Origin of the sequence: Vibrio sp. H11, from assembly GCF_004804295.1 — a bacterium.
GTDB classification, from domain to species: Bacteria; Pseudomonadota; Gammaproteobacteria; order Enterobacterales; family Vibrionaceae; genus Vibrio; species Vibrio ostreae.
In genome coordinates this window covers 109,388-133,257 of the sequence record NZ_SSHN01000005.1, presented here as the reverse complement: position 1 = coordinate 133,257, position 23,870 = coordinate 109,388, and the positions used below count along the sequence as shown (strand labels likewise).

Sequence of the window (23,870 nt, the reverse complement as noted above, 5' to 3'; positions counted from 1 at the left end):
ATTTTTCAGTCGCTTAGTTTGAATATTGACACGTTCTTCACTATGCTGTGAAAGAATTCGCTAACAGTTGGTTAAATTCACCAAGCCGTGTTGAGCACAGGATTGTTGAGGAAAGGATATGCCCCATAATTTGATCGGTGAATCGCCATCGTTTCTGGCCGTACTCGATAAGGTTTCTCGCCTTGCGCCGATTGAGCGCCCAGTGCTGATCACCGGAGAACGCGGTACCGGCAAAGAGTTGATCGCCCAGCGCGTGCACTACTTATCACGCCGCTGGGATCAACCTCTGGTCGCGCTCAACTGCTCAACTCTGAGTGAAGGCTTGATTGATTCAGAGCTATTCGGCCATGAATCCGGCTCATTTACCGGGTCGAAAGGCCGTCATCAGGGACGCTTTGAACGAGCTGAAGGCGGCACCCTGTTTCTCGATGAACTGGCGACGGCCCCCTTGTCAGTGCAGGAAAAGCTGCTGCGGGTTATCGAATATGGCCAGTACGAACGGGTTGGCGGCCACCAGGCTCTGACCGCTAACGTACGTCTGATCTGCGCCACCAACGCCGACCTGCCACAATTGGCACAGCAAGGTTCTTTTCGCGCTGACCTGCTCGACCGGCTAGCCTTCGACGTCATTGCCCTGCCTCCGCTGCGCGAGCGGCGTGAAGACATTCAGTTGTTAGCGCAGCACTTTGCTATCCGCATGTGCCGCGAACTGGCTCTGCCACTGTTTGTCGGTTTTACAGACCGCGCCCTTCAGGCTCTGCTCGATTACGCCTGGCCCGGCAACGTGCGTGAACTCAAAAATGTCATTGAGCGTGCCGTCTATCAACATGGTCAGCACGAAGCGCCGATCGACAATCTGGTTTTCGACCCGTTCAGCCAGCCCTGGGATAATCCGCCGCCGCACAAGGCCTCTTCAGCCTTAGCATCTCCGGCCGCAGCACCTTCGGCCTCCAACACTGTGGCGAGCTTTCCGATGGATTATAAGCAGTGGCAGCAGGATCAGGACAAAGCGATTCTCAACCAGGCTCTGCAGGCGGCTAAGTTTAACCAGCGTCAGGCCGCGGAGCTGCTTGGCTTGAGCTATCATCAATTTAGGGGCATGGTGCGTAAATATCAATTACTGCAAGACAACCCTGAATAAACAGGCGCTTGCCGACCAACTGGCCCGTCCGATCAATCTTTGCGCGGCTTAACTCGGCTAAAGCTGAGTTTTCACTGACAGGGCACGCTTTTCATCAACACTAGGCATGGTTTCAGCCTACAAACAATGGTAAATTAGCGGGATTTTGAGGCGTTCATGCGCAAGAATCCGCCTCGGTTCTCAACTCAGTTTCATTATGAAAACTTTATTACGACTTACTCTGGGATTATGCGGCATCAGCCTGCTGGCAGGATGTGGCGAGGAAATCGATCATAGTAAAATCCGCGAGAGCGGATTTGTTTACTGTGGTCAGGGCAGCCCGAGCACATTTAACCCGCAACTGGTCGACAGCGGCATTACATCTGAAGCCCTCAGCCCTCAGATCTACGATACGCTGATTAAACTCGATCCTGAAACTCACCTGCCTGTCCCTAACATTGCCACCGAATGGGATGTCAACAGCAGTGGTACCGAGTACATCTTCAAACTGCGTGACGGGGTCCAATTCCAGACGACCCGCTGGTTTTCCCCGACCCGTACGCTGACGGCCGAGGATGTAGTATTCAGCTTCCGCCGCATTATCGACACCACCAATCCTTACCATAACGTTCACAGCGGTGGTTATCCCTGGTTTGCCGGTATCGATTTTTCCAACCTGCTGGTTGATGTCCAGGCGCTGGACGATCATACGGTCAAATTTACCTTAAGCCGCGCTGATAACAGCTTTTTGTCCAACATTGCCACCACGCACGCCGTGATTCTGTCTGAGGAATACGCCCATCAGCTGGAGCTGAAGGACGAAAAACCGATGCTCGACAGTCATCCGGTCGGTACTGGGCCGTTCTATCTCGACGAATTCCAGATGCATGATTTAGTCCGTCTGCGTCGCCATGGCGGTTACTGGAATGGTCCGGCGAATATGGAGCAGGTGGTGTTTGATATTTCCCAGCGCGGCACCGGCACTCTGGCCAAATTACTGCGCGATGAGTGTGATGTGCTGAGCTCGCCGATTTCGAGCCAGATCCCGATCATCGAAAAGCAGGCCAACATCGTTCTGGATGCCAAACCAGCGATGAACGTGGCGTTTATTGCCGTAAATACTTCTCATCCGGGTCTGCGTGATGTTCGGGTCCGTAAAGCGCTTAACTTTGCTATCAACCGCCAGAATATTCTTGATTCTGTTTACTACGGCACCGGGAGTATCGCTTACAACATCCTGCCGCCGACATCGTGGGCTTACAACCGAGATAACGTCCAGGTGCGTTACGATCGTAACTACGCTCTGGCACTGCTGCGTGAAGCCGGCTTTGAGTCGGGACTGGAGCTGAGTATGTCAGTGCCGATAGAGCCAAGAGCCTACAACCCGAGCCCGCGAAAAACCGCGGAGCTGATTCAGTCCAACCTGGCTGATATCGGCGTCACCCTGCATCTGGTCCCGGAAGATCGCCTTGACCGCACCGAACTGGCGGAGCGCTCTCATATCGATCTGTTCCTGACCGGCTGGAGCGGTGATACCGGTGATCCGGATAACTTCCTGCGTCCGCTGCTCTCATGTGATTCAAACCGTGCCGGGCTGAATGTGGCGATGTGGTGTAATGCCGATTTTGACTTTTTGCTCGATCTGGCTCTGGAAGTGGAGCGGCCGCGCTATCGTTTGAATTTATACCGCCAGGCACAAAATATCTTGAACCAGGAGTTTCCGGTGATCCCGATCGCGCATGGCATGCAGTTTAAAGCATACAACAAAACCCTGACCGGCTTTCGTCTCAGCCCCTTCAGTGTCGAGCCGTTTAATACCGTCGAGAGGGTGTCTGAATAATGCTTAACTACACGCTGCGTCGTTTCAACCTGTTTGTTATTACCCTGCTGATCCTGACCATGGTCGGCTACAGCCTGCTGCGTCTGGAGCCGGACTCAGCCTGGGGCAAACTCGATTTCTGGGCCGGCTGGTCACAATATCTCAGTGAGTTACTCAAACTCAATTTCGGTGTGACCAAAAACGGCACACCAATCGTGACCGAACTGGCCTCGGTGTTTCCGGCCACGCTGGAACTGTGCCTGATTGCATTTACCCTTTCGCTGTTGGTTGGTATTCCGGTCGGCACCATAGCGGGAATGCGACAAGGTAAATGGATTGATACCGTTATCTCGTTCACCTCAATGTCGGGCTACTCAGCGCCTCTATTCTGGGTGGCACTGATCCTGATCATGGTGTTCTCGCTCAATTACGAGCTACTGCCGGTGTCCGGCCGCTACGATTTGCTGTATCAGATTAAACACGTGACCGGTTTTGCCATCATAGATGCGTTTCTGGCCGAAGGCCCTTACCGCAACTTTGCGCTGCAGAGTGTGATTGAACACATGATTCTGCCGTGTCTGGTACTCGCTCTGGCGCCGACCACACAGGTTGTACGCCTGATGCGGGCATCGGTGGCTGAAGTCATGACGCAGAACTACATCCGCGCGGCGCGTATCAAGGGTTTGTCGTACTACGAAATCGTTATCCAGCACGTACTGCGTAACGCGATTCCGCCGATTATTCCTAAATTCGGGGTCCAGCTGTCGAGTATGCTGACACTGGCTATCATCACCGAATCGATTTTCAACTGGCCGGGCATCGGCCGCTGGCTGCTCGATGCGTTGTCTAATCAGGACTACGTGTCTATCCAGGCTGGTGTGATTGCCGTTGGTGCCCTGGTGCTAACTGCCAACATTCTCTCCGATTTGATCGGTGCAATGATCAACCCTCTGGTAAGGAAGGAATGGTATGCTAACAAATAGCGTTTATCAGGAAGAGCATATCCCGACGCAGTTTGAACGCTTCTGGCGCAGTTACAAAGCCAACAATCTGGCGATGTTCGGCTTGTGGTGCCTGATCCTGATCATTCTGATTACTCTGACTTCTTACTGGCTCACCCCACACGACCCGAATATGCAGTCCGGCGAGCTTCTGGTGCCGCCGTCATGGGATCCGTCCGGCAGTGTTGAGTACTTCCTCGGTACCGATGATTTAGGCCGTGACATTCTGTCACGCCTGATTGACGGTTCGCGCCTGACATTTGGCGCATCAGTGCTGATTACCCTGCTCGCAACCGTGATCGGATGCGGTATCGGCATTATGGCCGGTATGACTAAAGGGTTGCTGTCGAGCGTACTCAACCATCTGCTTGATACGGTCATGTCGATCCCGACTCTGCTGCTGGCCATTATCTTTGTCGCCTTTCTCGGGTTCGGTGAATTTAATATTCTGCTGGCGCTGTGTCTGGCCCTGATTCCGCGCTTTATTCGTTCGCTCTACATCGCGGTGCATAACGAAGTCGAGAAAGATTACGTGATGGCAGCACGCCTGGATGGCGCCAATGACAGTTATCTGCTGTGGCACTCAATTTTCCCCAACATCCTGCCGGTGATCGCCGCAGAAGTCACCATGGCGCTGTCGATTGCCATTCTCGACATTACTGCGCTTGGTTTTCTAGGCCTTGGAGCTCAGGCGCCGAGCACGGAATGGGGCGCGATTCTGGGTGATTCGGTCGAGCTGCTTTATCTGGCTCCCTGGACAGTCACGTTACCGGGTATCGCTATCATGTATACTGTAATTATGATTAACCTGGTGGGTGAAGGCATCCGTCAGGCACTGAATGCAGGAGTCGAATAATGCCGTTACTTGATATTCGTCACCTGACAATTGAGATTGATACCCCTCAAGGTCTGGTGAAAGCGGTTGACCGCATGAGCATGACCATGAATGAAGGTGAAATTCGTGGCCTGGTGGGTGAATCAGGCTCAGGTAAAAGCCTGGTGGCCAAAGCCATTGTGGGCGTGGGTAAAGAGAACTGGCGCATCACCGCTGACCGGATGCGGCTCGGCAATATTGATTTGCTGCAATTAACTCCGCGTGAACGCCGCCGAGTTATCGCTCGTGATGTGGCGATGATTTTTCAGGAACCGTCGACCTGTCTCGATCCGTCAGACGAGGTGGGCAAACAGTTAATTGAATCTATCCCCTCGCGTACCTTTGATGGGCGCTGGTGGCAGCGCTTTGCGTGGCGTAAAAAACAAGCGATTGCTCTGTTACACAAGGTCGGCATTAAAGATCACCGCCGGGTGATGAAAAGCTACCCTTATGAACTCACCGATGGTGAGTGTCAGAAAATCATGATCGCCATGGCTATCGCCGCCAAGCCTAAGCTGCTGATTGCCGACGAGCCGACCAACGATTTGGATCCGGTCACTCAGTCGCAGATCCTGCGTCTGCTAAGTCGGATGAACCAACTCAACAACACTTCGATCTTGTTGATCGGCCATGACCTGACCACCATAACTCAATGGGCTAACCGCATCACGGTGATGTATTGCGGCCAGTCGGTGGAATCTGCCAAGACTGCAAGCCTGATGAGTCAGCCCAAGCACCCGTACACGGTCGCTCTGCTCAGAGCAATGCCGGATTTCAGTGATTGGATCCCTCATAAGGAAAAATTGCAGTCGCTGCCGGGGTCTATCCCTCCATTGCAGCATTTGCCAATCGGTTGTCGCCTCGGACCACGCTGCCCGTATGCGCAGCGCCAATGTGTCGAAATGCCACAAACCCGTTGGGTCAAAACCCATAAATACGCCTGTCACTTCCCGCTGAATATGGAGCAGTAACCATGAGCGATGCCTTACTGCAGGTCAGTAACTTATCGAAAGATTTTGTAACACGCTCAGGCCTGTTCAGAAAAAAAGTCCAGAGCGCCGTTAAACCGGTCAGCTTCTCGCTGGAAGCGGGACAAACCATAGGTTTTATCGGCCAGAATGGTTCAGGTAAATCGACGCTGGCGCGCATGCTGGCCGGCATGGTCGAACCAAGCGGCGGAGAAATCCGGGTCAATGGCGAACTGCTCGAACACAAAGATTACGCCACGCGCTGCAAGCTCATCCGGATGATTTTTCAGGATCCGAACACCTCGTTAAATCCGCGAATTCAGATCGGCAGAATTCTGGAAGGCCCGCTGAAACGAAACACCAGCATGGAGCCGGAAGCGCGGATGAAGCGGGTTAAAGACACCCTGTTAAGAGTCGGTCTGCTACCGGAGCACGCGTACTTTTATCCGCAAATGCTGGCGACAGGTCAGAAGCAGCGGGTTTGTCTGGCGCGGGCGCTGATCCTGCAACCCTCAATCATCATTGCCGACGAAGCGTTAAATGGTCTGGATATGGCAATGCGTTCGCAGATCCTCAACCTGTTTCTGGAACTACAGGAAGAGATGGGCGTTTCGTTTATTTATGTTTCGCAGCATCTTGGCGTGATAAAGCATATCACCGACAAAGTGATGGTGATGCATGAAGGGGAAGTGGTCGAGTTTGGCGATACCAGTACGGTGCTGGCCGAGCCTCAGCACCCGATTACCCAGCGCATGGTGGAAAGTCACTTTAACAAGGCGCCGAGCTTTAAATAGTTAGGCCGCGGTGATTCGTGAAAAAAACCAAGCACTCACAATAATTAAGGCCTGTATAACAGGCCTTAATTTTACGAGCCGAGTCACGATTAGCGACGCGCGTTTTGTTTGTTGAGTTCGAAATCAAACTCATCTGGGAACAGTACCACGCCTTCTTCGTTGTCGTTCGGAAACACCACAACAGACAAGTCATCCTGCTCCAGCCCCTGAGTCCAGCGGCTGCGCCATTTGTTAAACGAAATCGCTTCCGCTTCACAATCGGCCCACTCCCCCGTTGCCCACGCTTCGGCAAACTCACGGTTAGGCCACACCGGCACACAATCGTCCTCTTCGGTATTGAGCATCACACAACCGTGTTCGTCTTTCAGAATCCACACTTGCTGGTTTGCTACGATCTCTTTAATGCAGTAATTAAAACGCTGCTCCTGATCATATTGATTAATGGTCGCGATTTGTTCCGCACTCAGTGTTGTCGCCATGTCGGCCTCCCAATAAAAGGGCTTACAGAATCAGGCTGTAAACCCTTAAAGCTTTGCTTAGACAGGAATGATACCCGATTGATACGCTGACGCCAATTCACCATGCCGACCCACTTCGCCAGCACTGAGCGCCTGTCCTTTTTCTGACCTGCCACGAGCCAGCGGACAGCCGACGCGAGATTCGCATTTATAAAAATTATCGTACTCAATAAATCGTCATAATTCACTTGATAATCATTCTCATTATCGTATAGTGATAATTATTCGCATTCTCAACGGTGGTAACTATGTTTTCGATTCGATGGCCATCTGCGTTGACAGATTCGTTACGCTCCGGTGCAGCCCCACTCGGCTACAAACGACTGCTGCTGCCCATCGCCCTGACCATGTTAGTACTCAGCCCGAACACACGTGAGCTGGCAATAACCACGTTGTCTGACTCCTTCTGGGCCGTTTCAACTTATGTGGCTCTCACTCTGGCCATTTATCATTATTTATCACGCTGGATTAACAGCACTCATCGTTTCGTGGTGGCTTTTCAGCGCTCACGTCACCTGCAAGTCATCATCGCCTCTTTACTCGGCGCGCTGCCGGGCTGTGGCGGCGCTATTGTGGTCACCACCCAGTTTGTCAATGGTAGACTCGGTTTCGGCTCTCTGGTTGCGGTACTGACAGCGACCATGGGCGATGCTGCCTTCCTGTTGCTGGCCAGCCGTCCGTTAACCGGACTGGGCGTGATCGCGATTGGTATTGTGACTGGCTGTATCACAGGGCTGGTGGTGAGCACGCTGCACGGCGATGATTTTATGCGCCCGAAAAACACGCAAGCCGCGCAGCAGCCACCAGCAAACACCCACACAGCACTGAATCACCGTGCAATTAACTTACAGGGCATATTCTGGCAATGGGCAATCATCCCGGCCTCACTGGTCGCTTTTGCCCAGTCGTTCCAGATTGATGTTAATACCCGTCTGGGATTACCTGCGCACAGTATCGAATGGCTTGGTGCCAGCCTGGCCGTTACCGCGATGGTATTGTGGGCGCTGACCCGTGAGATAGACAGCTATCAGTCTGCGGTGAGTGAAAATGAGAAAGTCCGGCAGGCTCATCCACTGCAAAAAGCCGCGCAAGACACCAACTTCGTCAGTGCCTGGGTAATTATCGCTTTTCTGATCTTCGAATTAATGCGCCATTTCACTGGCTGGGAGATGAGCAATGACTGGCAGCAGTGGGGAGTCTGGATGCCGGCGGTCGGCATTATTGTCGGTATGCTGCCCGGTTGCGGCCCACAGATTTTGATCACCAGCTTTTATCTGGCGGGTAGTGTGCCGCTTTCCACCCAGTTAGCGAACGCGATTTCAAACGATGGTGACGCGCTGTTTCCTGCCATCGCACTGGCCCCCAAAGCCGCTCTGTTTGCCACGATATATACATCAATCCCGGCCATTGTCGTTGGTTACGGCTACTTTTGGCTGTTTGAAATCTAGCGGCAGCGACGCTGCGATCGTCTAGCAAGCGGTCACTATCGCCCGGCTGGCTATTCCTGCTGGTAGCGTGATCGGCAGGACTTTGCGTGCTTCCTTGCACAAACGTTCTCCACTCCAAAAATCGTACCAATACACCGGACTGTCAGCCACCAGGGTAAAATCGCGCGCTTCAGCGCCATAATTGAACAGGCAGTGCAGGTCACTAACCTCGGTAAGATGTAAAAATGCGTGGTTAAGGCTCAGACAACTCATCGCAGCACTGCGCTGACACATCCTCTGGCGTGCGATCAGCTTTTCCAGACTATGGCGCGTGAACTCCTCAGCTTCAGGTAAACGGTCACCGGACAGCAATAATCCGCCACTTGCCAACAGAACATCACGATGAAAGTGGTAAGCGGCTTTTGAAACCTCTTGCCCGGGTAACGAGGTCAGCGTCAGGCAGTCCGGATCAATTTGCCATAGCACGCGATGCTGCCAGCTGCGATAAAAAATTTGCCGCGCTAACTGACTGAAACGGTCAATATTCCGATCCACATCATCAGCAATACGCATCGCATCCACCAGCCCCAGTGACGGCCACATCGGTGCGTTACATCCCAGTAACCAGGCGTCACCCGCGCCCTGAGCTATCGCCCTCAATCCGAGCCGGTAGGCTTCTACCCCTGTAATACCCGGTCGGAAACGCTTGCCCTTCAGCGCTCCCCAGTAACCGGCATCGAGTTTAAACAACCCGATGCCCCACTCTTCACGCATAGTGCGCACGACCCGGGTCAGGTATTGCCGGACATAAGGATTGGAACAGTCGAGAATGTACCAGGGGGTACGCCGCCATCCGCCATAGGTCACATCCTCTGCTTTGAGCAGCGTGCCGTCATAATGACGGACAAACCATTCAGGATGAGCGCGGAACAGACAGGAGTCTGCCTCGGCAATAAACGGTGCCAGCCAAATACCAACCCGTTTACCGCGCCGGCGCAGTTTTTCGGTTAATGCCCGGATCCCGCCAGGGTAACGAGTGGAGGGAGAAAGCCAGTCCCCCATATATTTCTGATAGCCGTCATCAATGACCACCCATTCCAGACTGTCTAACCCGGCGGTCATCCTGTCTGCATTAGCAATAATACGTGGCTCGCTGGCATCGGTGGCATAAGCGGGCCAGGAACACCAGCCTTGTGGAGCGTTGGCGTCACAATGTGGCCGGCAACCATGATGAAGACGCAGATAACGTGCATAATCATTAAATAATCCGGCGAGTGATTCCGCTTCCAGCATCACCACGGATTCCAGTGCGTTGAAAGCCCAATAGCGCGGCGGGCTCATTTCGCCGTCCAGATAGGCAGTTACACAATAGTGGCCGTTCAACATACTTAATTCGAAATAACCGGCAAAACGGCGACAGGATGAAAAGCCAAACAGCAGATAACCGTTGGCACTTTCAATCACCAAATAATTATAAAAGCGCTTTGGTAACCGCTCGGCATAAAGATGATAGAGTTGCCCGTTGTCAGGGCATCGGCCGACTTCTTCGACAGCGCTTATGGTCCCTGCGGTCTGCGACAGCATCTGAAAGCCATCACCATAGATCCGGGCGCCCGGCTCGATATCAAGCACAGTCCGGCACAGTGGAAAAACCTCTGCCATAACCCGGGTTAACGGCCCCTGGTAAGAAAAACTCAGTTCATTGTAATGACGCGATACTTCGGTATCCCGAGGTTGCAAAATCTCGACTTCGCGCAAATTATCGAGCGTTAGCAGAGTCATAACATCCTCGCTCACTCAGTCTCAATATCTATTAAGTATATTGTTATTATGTTAATCGGTACCTAACCAGAATCACGCAACCTAACGCAAATGCCTGTTTATCATAGTTAACCAATAAAATTTGGCGCTATACGACACCACAAATACACCTCATACACTACACTTTATCCAGTGTACGATTCACAAGGAAAGTCAGTGCGCCATCACTACTCATTTGCTCTTCTCAGTTTAGCAGCGTTTTGTTTTGCGGCGCGTGGCGACAACATCATTCATGCCATTCAGGCTGAATGGCCCCCTTACGTTATTGATAATCCGCAAATGCCCGGACTGGCCGTCGAATTGGTCAGCCGTGCTTTTGCCACGCAAGGCTACACTCTGCAACTTACAATAAAACCCTGGAACCGGGCATTAAAAGAAGCGCAGTACGGACGTGATCAAATTGTACTCGCCGCCTGGTATTCCGAACAGCGCACCCAGAACCTTGCTTTTTCAAAGCCTTACCTGTTTAGTGATATTCATCTGTTCGCCCGCCGTGGTTACCCGGCGCACTACACCAGCCTGAACGACTTTAAAGGTCAACGAATAGGCCTAGTGCAGAATTATGCCTATGACTCAAGCCTGATGACTCATCCGGAATTAACCCTGCTGCCGGCTGAGACGCTCCTCATTAACCTGCGTAAATTGCAAAACGGCCGGATTGATTTACTGGCCGGTGAACGACGAGTTGCTTTATGGACAATGCACGCCAACCACATCGAACCTGGTAGCCTGATCCCGCTCGAACCCGAGCTTTCGCGAACACCGGTCCATATCATGGTCGGTAAGAATAATCCCAAGGCTGGGTTGTATCTGGATGTCTTTGAAAAAGGCATGGAGGCAATTCGGGACAACGGAGAATACGCGGCCATCATGACTAAATACGAATCATATTCTACCCCCTGACAGCAAGGAGCGAGTCCGCTCCGCCTCAAAAATCCTGCTTTAAATCGCTCTGAGTGGCTCCGGATATTCGCTATAATAAAGAAAAAAATGAAGGAGTTATCATGAGCAGTGTCCTGGATATCACTTGGTGGCAACTTGGGTTGTTCAGTTGCCTGCTGGTGATCCCGCTAGCCGTCAACCATTATCATCAGTTGCAGATTGGGAAAGAAATTATCATCTCTATCGCCCGAATGGCGATACAGCTTTTACTGGTGGGTATCTATCTGGAATATCTGTTTTCGCTGAACAGCTTATGGGTCAACTTATTATGGCTGTTGATCATGATAAGTGTCGGCGCCAGTTCAATCGTATCGAAAGCCAAACTACCGGTTAAAATCTTAATCGGCCCGGTAATGATAGGATTAGTCGCTGGCTTATTTCCGCTGATTTTTGTGTTATGTCTGGTCATCATCCAGCCCAGCCCCTGGTTTAGTGCCCAATATATGATTCCGTTATCAGGGATGTTACTGGGTAACAGTCTGAGTGGTAATATTGTCGCGTTACAGAACTTGTTCACGGCCTACAAAGAGAGACGCAGCGAATACGAAGCCGCCCTGTCGCTGGGTGCTTCGCCATTTTATGCCTCACGCAGTTTTGTACAAAACGCGCTGCGTAAGGCCAGTGCTCCTTTGTTGGCATCCATGGCTGCAACGGGTCTGGTTACCCTGCCAGGCATGATGACAGGTCAAATTTTAGGTGGCACATCCCCGCTCATTGCCATCAAATATCAACTGCTGATCATGATCGCTATTTTCGTGATGATGAATATCTCGTTAACTTTATCGGTCCACCTCTCGCTGCGGGCGGCTTTAAGTAAAGAAGGCAAAGTTAACGTCCGGTTTACCGACGAAAATGTGCATTAAATGCTCAATTCTCCCACGTTTTATCCAAACGACTTGGCGTTGCCGCGAACCCCGCTGCGGCTTCAAGTCGTTTGGGGATAGAATGAAGGAAGAAGTGTCTGCGCCCCGCACGACAATTGTGCACTTTTTGCACCATAAATCATCGATTTAAGGTTACTCACTCACTTTGAAACAACTTATCCACAGAAAATGTGGATAACCATGATAAGCAATTTCCTCCGTTCGAGGTGATGGGGTTTCTCACGCCCATAAAAAACGCCACTTCGTGGCGTTTTTTATGGCAATCAAGTTGAACTGGCATAAACTGCATCAGTCTTTCAGGTAAACCATCCAGTACCAGATACCGACAAACACGCCACCACCAACGATGTTACCCAGAGTCACCGGTAACAGGTTGCTGTAGAAAAAATTACTTAACGTCAGGTCAGCGTATTGGGCAATATCCGCCCCCGTCATCTGCCAGAACGTATCCGGAGCAAAGTTCTTGATCGCAATCGCCATCGGAACCTGGAACATGTTTGCGATACAGTGTTCAAAACCAGACGCAACGAACATCGCCACAGGTAATACCATCACCATGACTTTGTCGGTCAGAGAACGGGCACTGAACGTCATCCAAACCGCCAGACAAACCAGAATGTTACACATCAGACCCAGGGAAAATGCCTGGAAGAAACTGTGGTGTAACTTATGCTGAGAAATCGCTAATGCGTTTAGGCCCAAATTACCGCCATTGTCCATAAACTGCTTGGTCGCAAACATGATTCCGACCAGAAGAATCGAACCGACCATGTTACCGAAGTATACCACTACCCAGTTTTTGACTAATTGCAGCCAGCTGATTTTTCCGCTCGCTTTGGCCACTAAAGTCAGAACTGAACTGGTAAACAGTTCACCACCGGTAATCACAACCAGGATAAGACCCAGGCTGAATGCCAGGCCACCCAGCAGTTTAGTCACGCCATAAGGCATATCTTGCGCGCCGGTCGTGACTACAGTGTAAAATACGAAAGCAATACCAATGTGAATACCAGCAGAGATAGCAAGAAGAAAAGATTTAGAGGCAGGTTTGGTCGCTTTATTTACGCCAACATCTGCGGCGCGTTCTGCCATTTGAGGAGGCAGTAATGAGTCGAATTGATTAAGATCCATAATACGGTTACATTTTGATACAACATAGAGAGGTGGCGGATAATCGCTCTATTTCCATATTTATTCAAGTGCAATTTATTAGGTAATAGATAAATTCTATGGTACGAGACGTCATTACTGGGAATAAAGCGATAAACCATAACTAGTATTAGTTATTATCATGAATACATATTTATTACACTGATATTAATCAATTAAAATGATAATTTACCATATGCTGCCCCACCCGTTAGCTTTATAAATCCTATGCCGATTTTTAGCTGCTTTTATTCCCTTCGGAACTAATAACTGCGCAAAAAAGTAACAGAGCTGTTCGACCTAACAAATCTGTCAGAGCAAGATTGCATCCACAGCAATGCCCGCCTATTGTAAAACTTATTCAACCTGCAAGAAGGACTTAAGATGAAGTTTTCTCAACAGCATATCGACGAACTGAACGTTCTGCTTCAGTTTGATATCGGCAGTGCGGCGACCGGGATTAAAGTCCACCAAGATGCATCCGATTCACTGATAAGTGCCGTACAGCGACTGCATGACAAAGGCTTATGCACTTTGCCTGATGGTGGCTATCTGACTAACGAAGGCATTGAAATGGCCGAGCAGGCGGATCGCCTACTGCGCGTTCTGAGCGAATAATCCAGACACACCAAAAGAGCGTCCTTCGACGCTCTTTTTTGTTCAGGGCATCAGGTTGCTCTGTGTGCTAACCCATTCGTTATTCCGTCACATATCTTTTCGGCCGAATAAATCCGTTATCCGGTCACAAACCAGCGCTGGTAAGGCTGGTACTTGTCATACAGCCAGTTAAACACAATGGTGTAAACAAAGAAAAACAGTAAAAAGCCCGCTTCAACCACCAGCGCCTCAAGCAGAGAAATTCTCAATACCCAGGCCAAAACAGGCACAGTGACAAACACCAGGCTACCTTCAAAGCCCAACGCATGCACAACTCTCAGGCGTAGAGTCCGCAGACTGCGAACATCCTGCATGATGCGATCAAACATCAGGTTATATAAGAAGTTCCATACCACGGTAAACAAGCTCAGTCCCAGACCAACCAACGCCAGATGCGTCGCTTGCTGGCCGGAAAACAGAGCGCCGACTGGCACCAGGCACATTAATGCCAGCAGTTCGAAACTGACGGCATGGAATACTCGCTCCCAACCGGACATCATATGTTTTTGCATAGCAGATCTTCATTTTAACGTTGAACACACGGCGATTATCATCTAATAGTTAGATATTAAATAATTAGATGCCATCACTAATAACGATACATGTACAGCATTGAACAACTGGCTGCATTTATAGCGACCGCCGAACAAGGTTCGTTTTCAGCCGCAGCGCGTAAACTGGGTAAAGTACAGTCAGCCATCAGCCAGCATGTTATTAACCTGGAAATCGACTGCGATATGCGCTTATTTGAACGCAGTGGCCGCTACCCGGTATTAACAGCTGCCGGACATAAACTCTTGCCCTACGCCAAAGCGGCTTTACAGCAACATCAACGTTTTCAGTCTCTGGCAGAGAGTCTGCATGCACCACAAAACCAGCTTCTGACTCTAGCGATGGATGAGGGTATTCTGCTGTCGGGTCTTGCCCCGCTTATCACCCGCCTGGAACACGAATTTCCCCGCCTTGAGCTAGAATGCTTGAGCGCATCAAGTACAGATATCATCGAGATGGTCGAAACCGGGCGCGCAAGCTGCGGCCTGATATTCGGTGAACAGATCCTGCCGCACAGTCTGGACTTCGAATCGATCGGCTCAATTAAGTTTGACGTCTACGTCGCGGCGCAACATACCCTGGCACAATCGGTGGCACCACATGTCGATACCCTACGTCTGCACCGCCAACTGGTAATACGTTCCAGAAACCACTCATCCAGCAGCTTTCATCAACCGCACAGCCCGGATGTATGGTACGCTGATCATTATTATTTGTTGTTGGATATGGCGCTGCACGGCTGTGGCTGGTGCTTTTTACCTGCTCACCTTGCCAGGCCCCATGTGGATAACGGTGAACTGGTTCGTGTCCCGGTTGCTTTTGAGCAACTGGCCTGGTACACCAATGTGGATGTGATTCAACATCACCACACCTCGTCCGACACACTTCATCAACGCACTCGCCAACTTTTGCGACAACTGTTTACAGGATCTGCCTCATGAAGCACATTGCTATTATCGGAGCCGGCTGGTTAGGTTTACCACTGGCAAAACATTTACAGACACTTGGCTACCAGGTCAGCGCAAGCCGCACCAGCCAGGCCGGTATCGAGCAACTGGCAGCACAGGAGATTCCGGGGTTTGTCTGCGACCTGAACAATCCCCTTCATCTGGCTGACACATTAGCGTCATTAGGCTGCGATACGGTAGTCGGTAGTTTTCCGCCCGGGTTCCGCCGTGGTCAGGGCGACGAATATGCCCAGCAATGGCAGGATTTAGTTTCAGCAGCACAACGCGCGCAGTGTAAAAAAATCATCATGATCAGCTCGACGACCGTCTATCCGAGCCGCGCTGAAGCCATGACCGAGCAACAAGCCTCATTGGCGCTGGCTCAATCTGATGCCGATTTCTCAGCCAATGCAAAAGTGATGTTGCAAGCGGAACAGAGCGTTTTAGACTCAGGACTGGATTACGCCGTTGTACGCTGCAGCGGCCTGATTGGCCCTGACCGCCACCCGTCGCGCTTTGCGGCCAGGCTGAAACAAGTCAGTACGCTGGCACCGGCCAACATGCTGCATCTTGATGATGCCATCGGCGCAGTAACATTTGCCGTCGAGCACCTGCAGAGTGACGTGGTCAATGCCACCACGCCGAACACGGTCAGCAAAGCGGAATTCTATCAGGCGGCACTGGATGCGGTTGCATCAACCGACCCGCTGCCAGCGGTGGTGGATGTCGCCGACAAACTCATTGTGGCTGATAAACTGGTTTGCGCCGGTTATCAGTTCCATTATTTGAATACATTGGAGGCTTTAAATGCCGATGGATAAACACCTTTATCAACATCTGGAAACACTGTGGCAATACATGCAGCTGGGTCATGATTTGACGCCGGCCGATGTGATTTTTGTCCCTGGCAGCAATGATACTCGTGTCGCGGAATATGCGGCGTCGCTGTATCACAAAGGACTCGCCCCGCTGATTGTTTTTTCTGGTGGTCACGGGCGTTTTACCGATGGTATTTTTGAGCACAGTGAAGCGGTTACTTTTGCCACCGTCGCCAAAGATTGCGGCGTGCCCGCAGAAGCCCTGTTACTAGAACCACGCTCGAGCAACAGCGGCGAAAATGTGCGCTTTACTTATGACATGTTGCAAGCGAAAGGGATTGAAGCCAAGCGTATTCTGCTGGTACAAAAACCGTATATGGAGCGTCGTGCCTATGCGACTTTCATCAAACAGTGGCCGGGTGAAATCGAATCGCTACAAGTGACCTCAACCGGCTGTGGTATTTTCGACTACCTGACCGAAGAATTGACCCTGGACTTCGTTATGCAAGCCGTCATCGGTGACTTTGAGCGTATTCAGCACTACCCTCAGAAAGGTTTTCAGATTGAACAGGTGATCCCGGCCGATGTGGAGCAGGCTTATCTTGCCCTCAAACCTTTGGCCGCATAATAGGCACGTGTTTGCCGTTAGGTAACCGATAAGAAGCGCTAGGTAACCAATAGAAAAGGATGGGCTAGCCCATCCTTTTCTTTTCTCAACGCACTTTTAATCAGCGACCCAACGCTTCTTTATAGTGCTGACGACACACTGATACATATTTATCATTGCCGCCAATCGCAACCTGATCCCCCTCTGAGATGGCGTTGCCATGTTCATCAGTACGAATCACCATGTTGGCCTTACGGCCGCAATGACAGATGGTTTTCAGCTCAATCAGTTTATCCGCCCAGGACAGCAGGTATTTGCTGCCCTCAAACAACTCTCCCAGGAAGTCGGTACGCAGGCCGTAGCACAATACCGGGATATCCAGTTTATCCACCACTTCGGTCAGATGATATACCTGCTCTTTAGTCAGGAACTGACACTCATCAACCAGGACACAGTGACGCTTTTCATTCTGGTGCAGCTGCTTGATGGCATCAAACAGATTGGTTTCTGCGGTAAACAGGTGTGCATCGGCTTCTAGACCAATGCGTGAACTGACTTTACCGACCCCAAAACGATCATCGATAGCCGCGGTGAAAATCACCGGAGTCATGCCGCGTTCCTGATAGTTAAACGAAGATTGAAGCAGTGTGGTTGATTTACCCGCGTTCATTGCCGAGTAATAAAAATACATCTGAGCCAAGAGAGCTGATTCCTGTGCAAAAATTGGCTGTGTAAAGCCAGAAACAGGTGCTCTGCATCTACCCGCCCCTCAATGCGGAGCTCGGGGCACGCAAAGCACTACACAAACGTGCCCTGGCAAACATACCAAGGCACCAGACAAAAAAAAAGGGCGGCTTAGCCACCCTGATTTATTTATTGCTTATTCCGCTTTTTCTTTCGCTGCCGTCACTGCGATCGCCAGCTCTTCGAGAGCCGCCGGGTTCGCTGCACTTGGTGCGTCAGTCAGCAGACACGCCGCTGCCGTAGTTTTCGGGAATGCAATTACGTCACGGATGTTCTCCGTGCCACACAGTAGCATCACCAGACGGTCCAGACCAAATGCCAGACCCGCATGTGGTGGCGTACCGAATTTCAACGCGTCCAGCAGGAAGCCGAATTTCAGTTGTTGCTCAGCTGCATCGATACCCAGCAGGTCAAATACTGCTGCCTGCATCTTCGCATCGTGAATACGTACCGAACCACCGCCGACTTCGTAGCCGTTCAGTACCATATCGTACGCGTTAGACAGTGCATTTTCCGGATTCGCTTTCAGCTCTTCCGCTGTCATGTTGAGCGGAGAAGTGAATGGGTGGTGCATCGCAGAGACATGACCTTCATCGTCCGCTTCGAACATCGGGAAGTCTACAACCCACAGCGGAGCCCAAGCTGACTCGTTAGTCAGCCCCAGATCTTTACCGATTTTCAGACGCAGTGCGCCGATCGCTTCAGAAACCACGTTCGCTTTATCAGCACCAAACAGGATGATGTCACCGGTTTGCGCGCCAGTGCGCTCGATGATAGAGCTGATGATTTCTTCGTTGAGGAATTTAGCCACCGGAGACTGGATACCTTCCATACCTGCAGCCAGATCGTTCACTTTCAGCCATGCCAGGCCTTTTGCGCCGTAGATGCCAACGAATGAAGTGTATTCGTCGATCTGCTTGCGGCTCAGTGCAGCACCACCAGGTACACGCAGTGCAGCAACGCGGCCTTTCGCATCGTTAGCCGGGCCAGAGAACACTTTGAACTCAACATCTTTCAGCAGGTCAGCGACATCCACCATTTCCATCGGGTTACGCAGATCTGGTTTGTCGCTACCGAAACGGCGCATCGCTTCGCTGTATGGCATCACCGGGAACTCGCCCAGGTCAACGTCCAGCAGCTCAAGCCACATGTCACGAACCATTTTTTCAGTCACTGCACGAACTTCATCTGCCGTCATGAATGACGTTTCGATATCGATCTGGGTGAATTCTGGCTGACGGTCAGCGCGCAGATCTTCGTCACGGAAACATTTTACGATTTGATAGTAACGGTCAAAGCCTGACATCATCAGCAGCTGTTTGAACAGCTGTGGTGATTGTGGCAGCGCGTAGAAGCTGCCTTTGTGCACACGGCTCGGTACCAGGTAGTCGCGAGCGCCTTCCGGGGTTGCTTTGGTCAGAACCGGGGTTTCGATATCCAGGAAACCGTTGCTGTCGAGGAAACGACGTACAAAGCTTGACGCTTTAGCACGCAGTTTAATGCGATCACTCATTTCAGGGCGACGCAGATCCAGATAGCGATATTTCAGACGTTGCTCTTCTGAGTTCTTCTGATTGAAGTCCAGTGGCAGAACATCGGAACGGTTAATGATCGCCAGACCCGTCGCCAGCACTTCCACTTCACCTGTCGCCATGTCTTTATTCGCCTGGCTCTCAGGACGTGCACGCACTTCACCGGTCAGTTTGATACAGAATTCATTACGAAGCTGGTTTGCCACTTCAAAAACGTCTGCCATATCGGGATCAACCACCACCTGAACGACGCCTTCACGATCTCGCATATCAATAAAGATCAGTCCGCCTAAATCGCGGCGACGGTTTACCCAGCCGCACAGTTCTACAGTTTGTCCTGCAAGGGACTTGTTCAGGTGACCACAATAATGGCTACGCATAGTGAAATTCCCAATCTCTAATTAGTCATCAAATTCTAAGCCGCGCCAGAAACAGCCTCCGGCGCGGCGCAAAGTTTCATTTATACGCTGAAAGGCAGCTAAAATCGACCTTACAGAATACAATTTGTTGTGATTTATCCAGTGTCGCGCTTTTTTAGTACAATAATGCGTCAAATCCACATATAGCTGCGGCGCAACACGAAAAATTGGCGCTGATTATAACCCTAAGCGGCGGCGAATTGCGAGATTAGCGCCCCTCAGATTGCTTCGTACTTGGGCAAAGCGTCAATCTGTCGTATCCTGCCCGACACTGAATCACTCTCTGAACGCGCCCGTGGCGTTTACCCACAAGTCACGGCCACCGATAAAATAGCGATACAAACCAGAAACAAGTCACCGCAGACGAGAATCAATCATGACGGAACTTCCCCTACGACTGGGCCTGACAATGTGGTCCCACCCTGCCTGGCAAAGCAGCTTTTACGGCCGGGGCACCCAGGCATCGGAAAGACTGGAAAAGTACAGCCGGGTATTTCATACCGTAGAAGGTAACACCACCTTCTATGCGTCCCCTTCCCCGGTGACCGTCAGTAACTGGAAAGCGGCCACCCATGACGATTTTCGCTTCACCTTTAAGTTGCCTAAACAGATTACCCACCAGCAAATGTTACTGGGCTGCCAGGACGAGTTAAAAAACTTCATGACGCTGATGGAGCCGCTGCATGAACGTGTCGGCATGTGGACCATTCAGTTACCGGCGGCCTTCGGTCCGGCTCAGTTGGAGCAGTTAAAAAAGTTCTGCAGCTATTTCCCCAAACAATTTCCGCTCGGAGTTGAAGTGCGTCATCCCGTTTTTTTCGCTAAGGGAGAAGAAGAGCGCCGCCTCAATCAATGGCTGCTGGAACAAGGCATAGACCGCATCATTATGGACAGTCGCCCAGTGTTTGCGGCTGAACCGGTCAATGAAGTGATCATTGATGCGCAGATGAAAAAGCCTAAAGTGCCGGTGCATGCCATCGCTACGGCCACCCATCCGATGATGCGTTTTATCGGCCATCCGGATCTTGACGCCAATCTCGCTTTTTTCCAGCCCTGGCTAAAAAAACTCCCGCTGTGGGTCGCCCAGGGTAAACAGCCTTATGTGATGATACATACCCCGGATAACAATCTGGCGCCGGAACTCGCGCTGTCACTTTATCAGCAACTGCAGCAACAGCTGCCTTTACCGGATCTCGCCACCTTTCCGGCCAGCCAGGGCGACAGCCAAATCAGCATGTTTTAGCTGTTTACATACTCGTTTTAGTGGTTTCTCTGCCCTGACGCGCTGATATTTTCAGCACTTTCTAAACAAATGAGACGGAATACGTTATCGCAGTCCGGGTACTAATGACATAAGACTAAATTTTTCATAAAATATGCGCCTTTTATTGAGCCTGATGCTGTTGGTCAGGCTGACGCTAGCCGCCTTGAGGTCACCATGAGCAACAAAGACACTATATTCTCATCACCAATCGATAAGATTGGCGACTTTACCTTTGATGAACGTGTGGTTGAAGTCTTTCCGGACATGATTCAGCGCTCGGTTCCCGGCTATGCCAATATTATTTCTGCGATTGGTATGCTGGCTGAGCGTTTTGCTAAACCCCACAGCAACCTGTATGACCTGGGCTGCTCACTGGGCGCGGCTACCCTGTCCATGCGTCGTGGTATTAAACAAGAAGGCTGCAAAATCATCGGTGTCGATAACTCCGCAGCGATGGTTGAGCGCTGCAAATTGCACGTGAATGCTTATCGGTCAGATACGCCGGTTGAAATTATTGAAGCCGATATCCGCAATATGACGATCGAAAATGCGTCGGTTGTGGTGCTTAATTTCACCCTGCAGTTTCTTTCTCCGCACGATCGTTTCACGCTGCTGGAAAAAATATACGCCGGTTTGCGTCCTGGCGGTATTTTAATACTGTCGGAAAAATATGTGTTTGAAAATCAGGTGGCGAACGAATTATTAATTGATTTACACCATGATTTTAAACGCGCCAACGGATACAGCGAACTGGAAATCAGCCAGAAGCGCAGCGCAATTGAAAATGTCATGCGCCCCGACTCAGTAGAAATCCACCGAGAGCGCTTTGCAAAAATCGGTTTCTCCAGTTACGAAGTCTGGTTCCAGTGTTTTAACTTCGGCTCGATGTTTGCGATTAAGTAAGTACGTTTTCAAGCAGCGAAGCTCGAAAGCCGCTCAGTTTAAAAGCGTCTCTGTTCGAACACAGATCCGTTGCGAAAACGGATCAACTCGCGCTGAACCGATTGGCGCACAAATCAGCTTTAGGCAACGCGTTTCCCTGCCCTGACGGAATCAGTGATTGCATTAATTATTTGGTCAGGGCAAAGATGTCGGAATTAGGAATCCCCTGCCATGTTTGACTTTGGTAATGTTTACTCGCTACTTGCTCAGGATACGCGTCTGCAACCCTGGCTCAAAATCCTGCCTCAGCAACTCGCTGACTGGCAAGACAAAAGCCACGGTGATATGGACCGCTGGTTACGTGCTTTAAAGAAGCTCCCGGACTTCAAACCAGACAACATTGACCTGAAAGAGTCGGTAAGTGTAACTAACCAGCAGCCCGTGGCTCTGGGTGAACAGAAAAAGCTAGAAAGCTTATTAAAAATGTTTCACCCGTGGCGTAAAGGCCCCTACCACCTGCACGGTATTCATATCGACACCGAATGGCGCTCAGACTGGAAATGGGATCGCCTGCTGCCGCACATCACACCTTTAAAAGGTCGCAGCGTGCTTGATGTGGGCTGTGGCAACGGCTATCACATGTGGCGTATGCTCGGGGAAGGTGCCCATCAGGTCATTGGTATCGATCCGTCCGAACTGTTTCTGGTTCAGTTTGAGGCCGTGCGCAAGTTGATGGGGGGTGACCCGCGTACTCATTTGCTGCCGCTGGGTATTGAACAACTGCCGGAGCTGGAAGCCTTTGATACGGTATTTAGTATGGGGGTTCTTTATCACCGCCGTTCACCCCTTGATCACCTGCTGCAACTGAAAAATCAGCTGATTGCCGGTGGCGAACTGATCCTGGAGACCCTGGTCATTGAAGGTGATGAAAACGCGGTGCTGGTGCCGTTTGACCGCTATGCGCAAATGCGTAACGTCTATTTCTTCCCTTCCGCTCTAGCACTTAAGGTATGGCTGGAGAAAGTAGGCTTTGAAGACGTACGGATAGTCGATGAGAATGTTACTTCACTGGGCGAACAACGCACCACGGAATGGATGACGCACAATTCCCTGCCGGATTATATCGATCCGAATGACCCGTCAAAAACCGTGGAAGGATATCCGGCACCACGTCGCGCTATTCTGGTCGCCAAAAAACCCGTCTGAATCAGGCGACACTGCTGTCACTTAATGCTATTAATATTCCCTGAATCTGTTGAAGAAACAGGGATATTTGACACAGTTTTAACTCGCTATTCCTCAGATAGGAATAATCTAGCCAAGGATGCTTTGCTCATCCTTTGCTATAACTACATCAACTGATAATTGAAGAATAAGGTCGCAAATGTTTAAGCGAATTGCACCCGTCGTCGCACTGACAATGCTTTCTGGTTGTACACTATTGAAAGGCGATGAGTATCATCATGCTACGCTGGACGCGATTCAACAGTCCGAATCCACGTTATCCAATAAGATGACTAACCTGGAACTGCATATCAGTAACCAGATGGATTATATCGATAGTCTTGAAAATCACGTCTCCACATTAACGACTCAAGTTAACGAGTTGCAAACCACTATTGAAGAACATAAAAAGCAAGCAGCCCTTGCCCCTGCGCCTTCACCGCAACCGACTGTCGTTCAGACCAAGCCGCGTCATGAAGTTGTGTTGGGTGAAATTGAAACCGTGACACTGGATGTCGTTAACAAATCATTTAATGCCCGCATTGATACCGGCGCTGCGACTTCATCGCTCAACGCGGTGGATATTGAAGAATTCGAACGCAATGGTAAAAATTGGGTACGCTTTCATTTAAGTGATGAGCAAGGTGCGAAAGATGACACCAACTGGATCGAAGCACCAATCTTACGTTATGTGCGTATTCGCCAGTCAACAAGTGAGGATACCGAGCGTCGCGCAGTGGTTGAACTTTGGGTCAAACTCGGCGCTATTCATGAAAAAACTCAATTTACTCTGGCTGACCGTTCACAGATGAGCCATCCGATTCTTCTTGGCCGCGAATTTATTCGCGATATCGCCGTAGTGGATGTCAGTCGCAAACACATTCAGACAGGATCAAAATAAGAAATA

General features: G+C 50.7%; 23 protein-coding genes. 17 read left to right on the top strand and 6 right to left on the bottom strand.

Translation table 11 applies throughout. From position 1 onward, the window contains the following. Nucleotides 1–118: 118 nt before the first annotated feature. The 6 genes from pspF to E6C74_RS09645 all read left to right on the top strand — a co-directional run bounded on the left by pspF (nucleotide 119) and on the right by E6C74_RS09645 (nucleotide 6,576). Entirely contained in the window at nucleotides 119–1,141 is a 1,023-nt protein-coding gene (gene pspF, locus E6C74_RS09670; RefSeq protein WP_136484508.1) for a phage shock protein operon transcriptional activator, read from the top strand. Nucleotides 1,142–1,337: 196 nt separating this feature from the next. Continuing rightward, the gene (gene sapA, locus E6C74_RS09665; protein WP_136484507.1) at nucleotides 1,338–2,960 is read left to right on the top strand and encodes an ABC transporter substrate-binding protein SapA; all 1,623 of its coding nucleotides are present in this window, start codon (nucleotides 1,338–1,340) and stop codon (nucleotides 2,958–2,960) included. Beyond that, nucleotides 2,960–3,922 (top strand): ABC transporter permease subunit, encoded by a 963-nt coding sequence (locus E6C74_RS09660; protein WP_136484506.1) that lies wholly within the window; start codon nucleotides 2,960–2,962, stop codon nucleotides 3,920–3,922. The genes sapA and E6C74_RS09660 overlap by 1 nt, the downstream gene beginning before the upstream one ends. Then, entirely contained in the window at nucleotides 3,909–4,796 is an 888-nt protein-coding gene (locus tag E6C74_RS09655; RefSeq protein WP_136484505.1) for an ABC transporter permease subunit, read from the top strand. Before E6C74_RS09660 ends, E6C74_RS09655 begins: the two co-directional genes overlap by 14 nt. Further along, nucleotides 4,796–5,785 carry an oligopeptide/dipeptide ABC transporter ATP-binding protein gene (locus E6C74_RS09650; protein WP_136484504.1) on the top strand — a complete coding sequence of 330 codons (990 nt, stop codon included), beginning with the start codon at nucleotides 4,796–4,798 and terminating at the stop codon, nucleotides 5,783–5,785. Before E6C74_RS09655 ends, E6C74_RS09650 begins: the two co-directional genes overlap by 1 nt. Nucleotides 5,786–5,787: 2 nt before the next feature. Continuing rightward, entirely contained in the window at nucleotides 5,788–6,576 is a 789-nt protein-coding gene (locus tag E6C74_RS09645; RefSeq protein WP_136484503.1) for an ATP-binding cassette domain-containing protein, read from the top strand. An 89-nt stretch (nucleotides 6,577–6,665) separates the two neighbouring features. Here E6C74_RS09645 and E6C74_RS09640 read toward each other — a convergent pair whose 3' ends face one another. Beyond that, complete coding sequence (locus E6C74_RS09640; protein WP_136484502.1) at nucleotides 6,666–7,055, bottom strand: DUF2750 domain-containing protein; 390 nt, start codon at nucleotides 7,053–7,055, stop codon at nucleotides 6,666–6,668. 287 nt (nucleotides 7,056–7,342) lie between these two features. On the opposite strand from E6C74_RS09640, the gene E6C74_RS09635 reads away from it, so the two are divergent. Then, complete coding sequence (locus tag E6C74_RS09635) at nucleotides 7,343–8,542, top strand: putative manganese transporter (protein WP_136484501.1); 1,200 nt, start codon at nucleotides 7,343–7,345, stop codon at nucleotides 8,540–8,542. A 21-nt stretch (nucleotides 8,543–8,563) separates the two neighbouring features. On the opposite strand, the gene E6C74_RS09630 is transcribed toward E6C74_RS09635, so the two are convergent. After that, entirely contained in the window at nucleotides 8,564–10,303 is a 1,740-nt protein-coding gene (locus tag E6C74_RS09630) for an alpha-galactosidase (RefSeq protein WP_136484500.1), read from the bottom strand. A gap of 195 nt (nucleotides 10,304–10,498) precedes the next feature. On the opposite strand from E6C74_RS09630, the gene E6C74_RS09625 reads away from it, so the two are divergent. Both E6C74_RS09625 and E6C74_RS09620 read left to right on the top strand, forming a co-directional pair. Next, nucleotides 10,499–11,245, top strand: a complete 747-nt coding sequence (locus tag E6C74_RS09625; protein WP_168797004.1) for a transporter substrate-binding domain-containing protein — start codon at nucleotides 10,499–10,501, stop codon at nucleotides 11,243–11,245. Between the two features lie 101 nt (nucleotides 11,246–11,346). Continuing rightward, a complete protein-coding gene (locus tag E6C74_RS09620) occupies nucleotides 11,347–12,147 on the top strand; it encodes an ABC transporter permease (protein ID WP_136484498.1) in 801 nt (266 codons plus the stop codon). A 309-nt stretch (nucleotides 12,148–12,456) separates the two neighbouring features. Here E6C74_RS09620 and focA read toward each other — a convergent pair whose 3' ends face one another. Beyond that, nucleotides 12,457–13,299 (bottom strand): formate transporter FocA, encoded by an 843-nt coding sequence (focA, locus tag E6C74_RS09615; RefSeq protein WP_136484497.1) that lies wholly within the window; start codon nucleotides 13,297–13,299, stop codon nucleotides 12,457–12,459. A gap of 402 nt (nucleotides 13,300–13,701) precedes the next feature. Here focA and E6C74_RS09610 point away from each other — a divergent pair, with 402 nt between their 5' ends. After that, on the top strand, nucleotides 13,702–13,935 hold the full coding sequence (locus E6C74_RS09610) for a TIGR02647 family protein (RefSeq protein WP_136484496.1): 234 nt from the start codon (nucleotides 13,702–13,704) through the stop codon (nucleotides 13,933–13,935). 116 nt (nucleotides 13,936–14,051) lie between these two features. Here the strand turns inward: E6C74_RS09610 and E6C74_RS09605 are convergent, their stop codons facing one another. Further along, nucleotides 14,052–14,471, bottom strand: a complete 420-nt coding sequence (locus E6C74_RS09605) for a PACE efflux transporter (RefSeq protein ID WP_136484984.1) — start codon at nucleotides 14,469–14,471, stop codon at nucleotides 14,052–14,054. A 105-nt stretch (nucleotides 14,472–14,576) separates the two neighbouring features. Here E6C74_RS09605 and E6C74_RS09600 point away from each other — a divergent pair, with 105 nt between their 5' ends. Genes E6C74_RS09600 through E6C74_RS09590 form a run of 3 tightly spaced genes read left to right on the top strand, consistent with a single transcriptional unit; the run spans nucleotide 14,577 to nucleotide 16,919 of the window. Further along, nucleotides 14,577–15,467 (top strand): LysR family transcriptional regulator, encoded by an 891-nt coding sequence (locus tag E6C74_RS09600; RefSeq protein WP_136484495.1) that lies wholly within the window; start codon nucleotides 14,577–14,579, stop codon nucleotides 15,465–15,467. After that, nucleotides 15,464–16,294: an NAD(P)H-binding protein gene (locus E6C74_RS09595; protein WP_136484494.1), complete on the top strand. Its 831-nt coding sequence runs from the start codon at nucleotides 15,464–15,466 to the stop codon at nucleotides 16,292–16,294. Before E6C74_RS09600 ends, E6C74_RS09595 begins: the two co-directional genes overlap by 4 nt. Continuing rightward, nucleotides 16,287–16,919 carry a YdcF family protein gene (locus tag E6C74_RS09590; protein ID WP_168797015.1) on the top strand — a complete coding sequence of 211 codons (633 nt, stop codon included), beginning with the start codon at nucleotides 16,287–16,289 and terminating at the stop codon, nucleotides 16,917–16,919. The genes E6C74_RS09595 and E6C74_RS09590 overlap by 8 nt, the downstream gene beginning before the upstream one ends. 100 nt (nucleotides 16,920–17,019) lie before the next feature. Here E6C74_RS09590 and E6C74_RS09585 read toward each other — a convergent pair whose 3' ends face one another. Both E6C74_RS09585 and aspS read right to left on the bottom strand, forming a co-directional pair. Beyond that, the gene (locus E6C74_RS09585; RefSeq protein ID WP_136484492.1) at nucleotides 17,020–17,598 is read right to left on the bottom strand and encodes a thymidine kinase; all 579 of its coding nucleotides are present in this window, start codon (nucleotides 17,596–17,598) and stop codon (nucleotides 17,020–17,022) included. Between the two features lie 180 nt (nucleotides 17,599–17,778). Continuing rightward, nucleotides 17,779–19,554 carry an aspartate--tRNA ligase gene (gene aspS, locus E6C74_RS09580; RefSeq protein ID WP_136484491.1) on the bottom strand — a complete coding sequence of 592 codons (1,776 nt, stop codon included), beginning with the start codon at nucleotides 19,552–19,554 and terminating at the stop codon, nucleotides 17,779–17,781. Between the two features lie 415 nt (nucleotides 19,555–19,969). Here aspS and E6C74_RS09575 point away from each other — a divergent pair, with 415 nt between their 5' ends. From E6C74_RS09575 to E6C74_RS09560, 4 genes are all read left to right on the top strand, one after another. Then, complete coding sequence (locus E6C74_RS09575; RefSeq protein ID WP_168797003.1) at nucleotides 19,970–20,836, top strand: DUF72 domain-containing protein; 867 nt, start codon at nucleotides 19,970–19,972, stop codon at nucleotides 20,834–20,836. 195 nt (nucleotides 20,837–21,031) lie between these two features. Next, nucleotides 21,032–21,760 (top strand): carboxy-S-adenosyl-L-methionine synthase CmoA, encoded by a 729-nt coding sequence (gene cmoA / locus E6C74_RS09570; protein ID WP_136484490.1) that lies wholly within the window; start codon nucleotides 21,032–21,034, stop codon nucleotides 21,758–21,760. A 210-nt stretch (nucleotides 21,761–21,970) separates the two neighbouring features. Further along, complete coding sequence (gene cmoB, locus E6C74_RS09565; protein ID WP_136484489.1) at nucleotides 21,971–22,945, top strand: tRNA 5-methoxyuridine(34)/uridine 5-oxyacetic acid(34) synthase CmoB; 975 nt, start codon at nucleotides 21,971–21,973, stop codon at nucleotides 22,943–22,945. A gap of 178 nt (nucleotides 22,946–23,123) precedes the next feature. Then, entirely contained in the window at nucleotides 23,124–23,864 is a 741-nt protein-coding gene (locus tag E6C74_RS09560) for an ATP-dependent zinc protease (protein WP_136484488.1), read from the top strand. Nucleotides 23,865–23,870 lie beyond the last annotated feature (6 nt).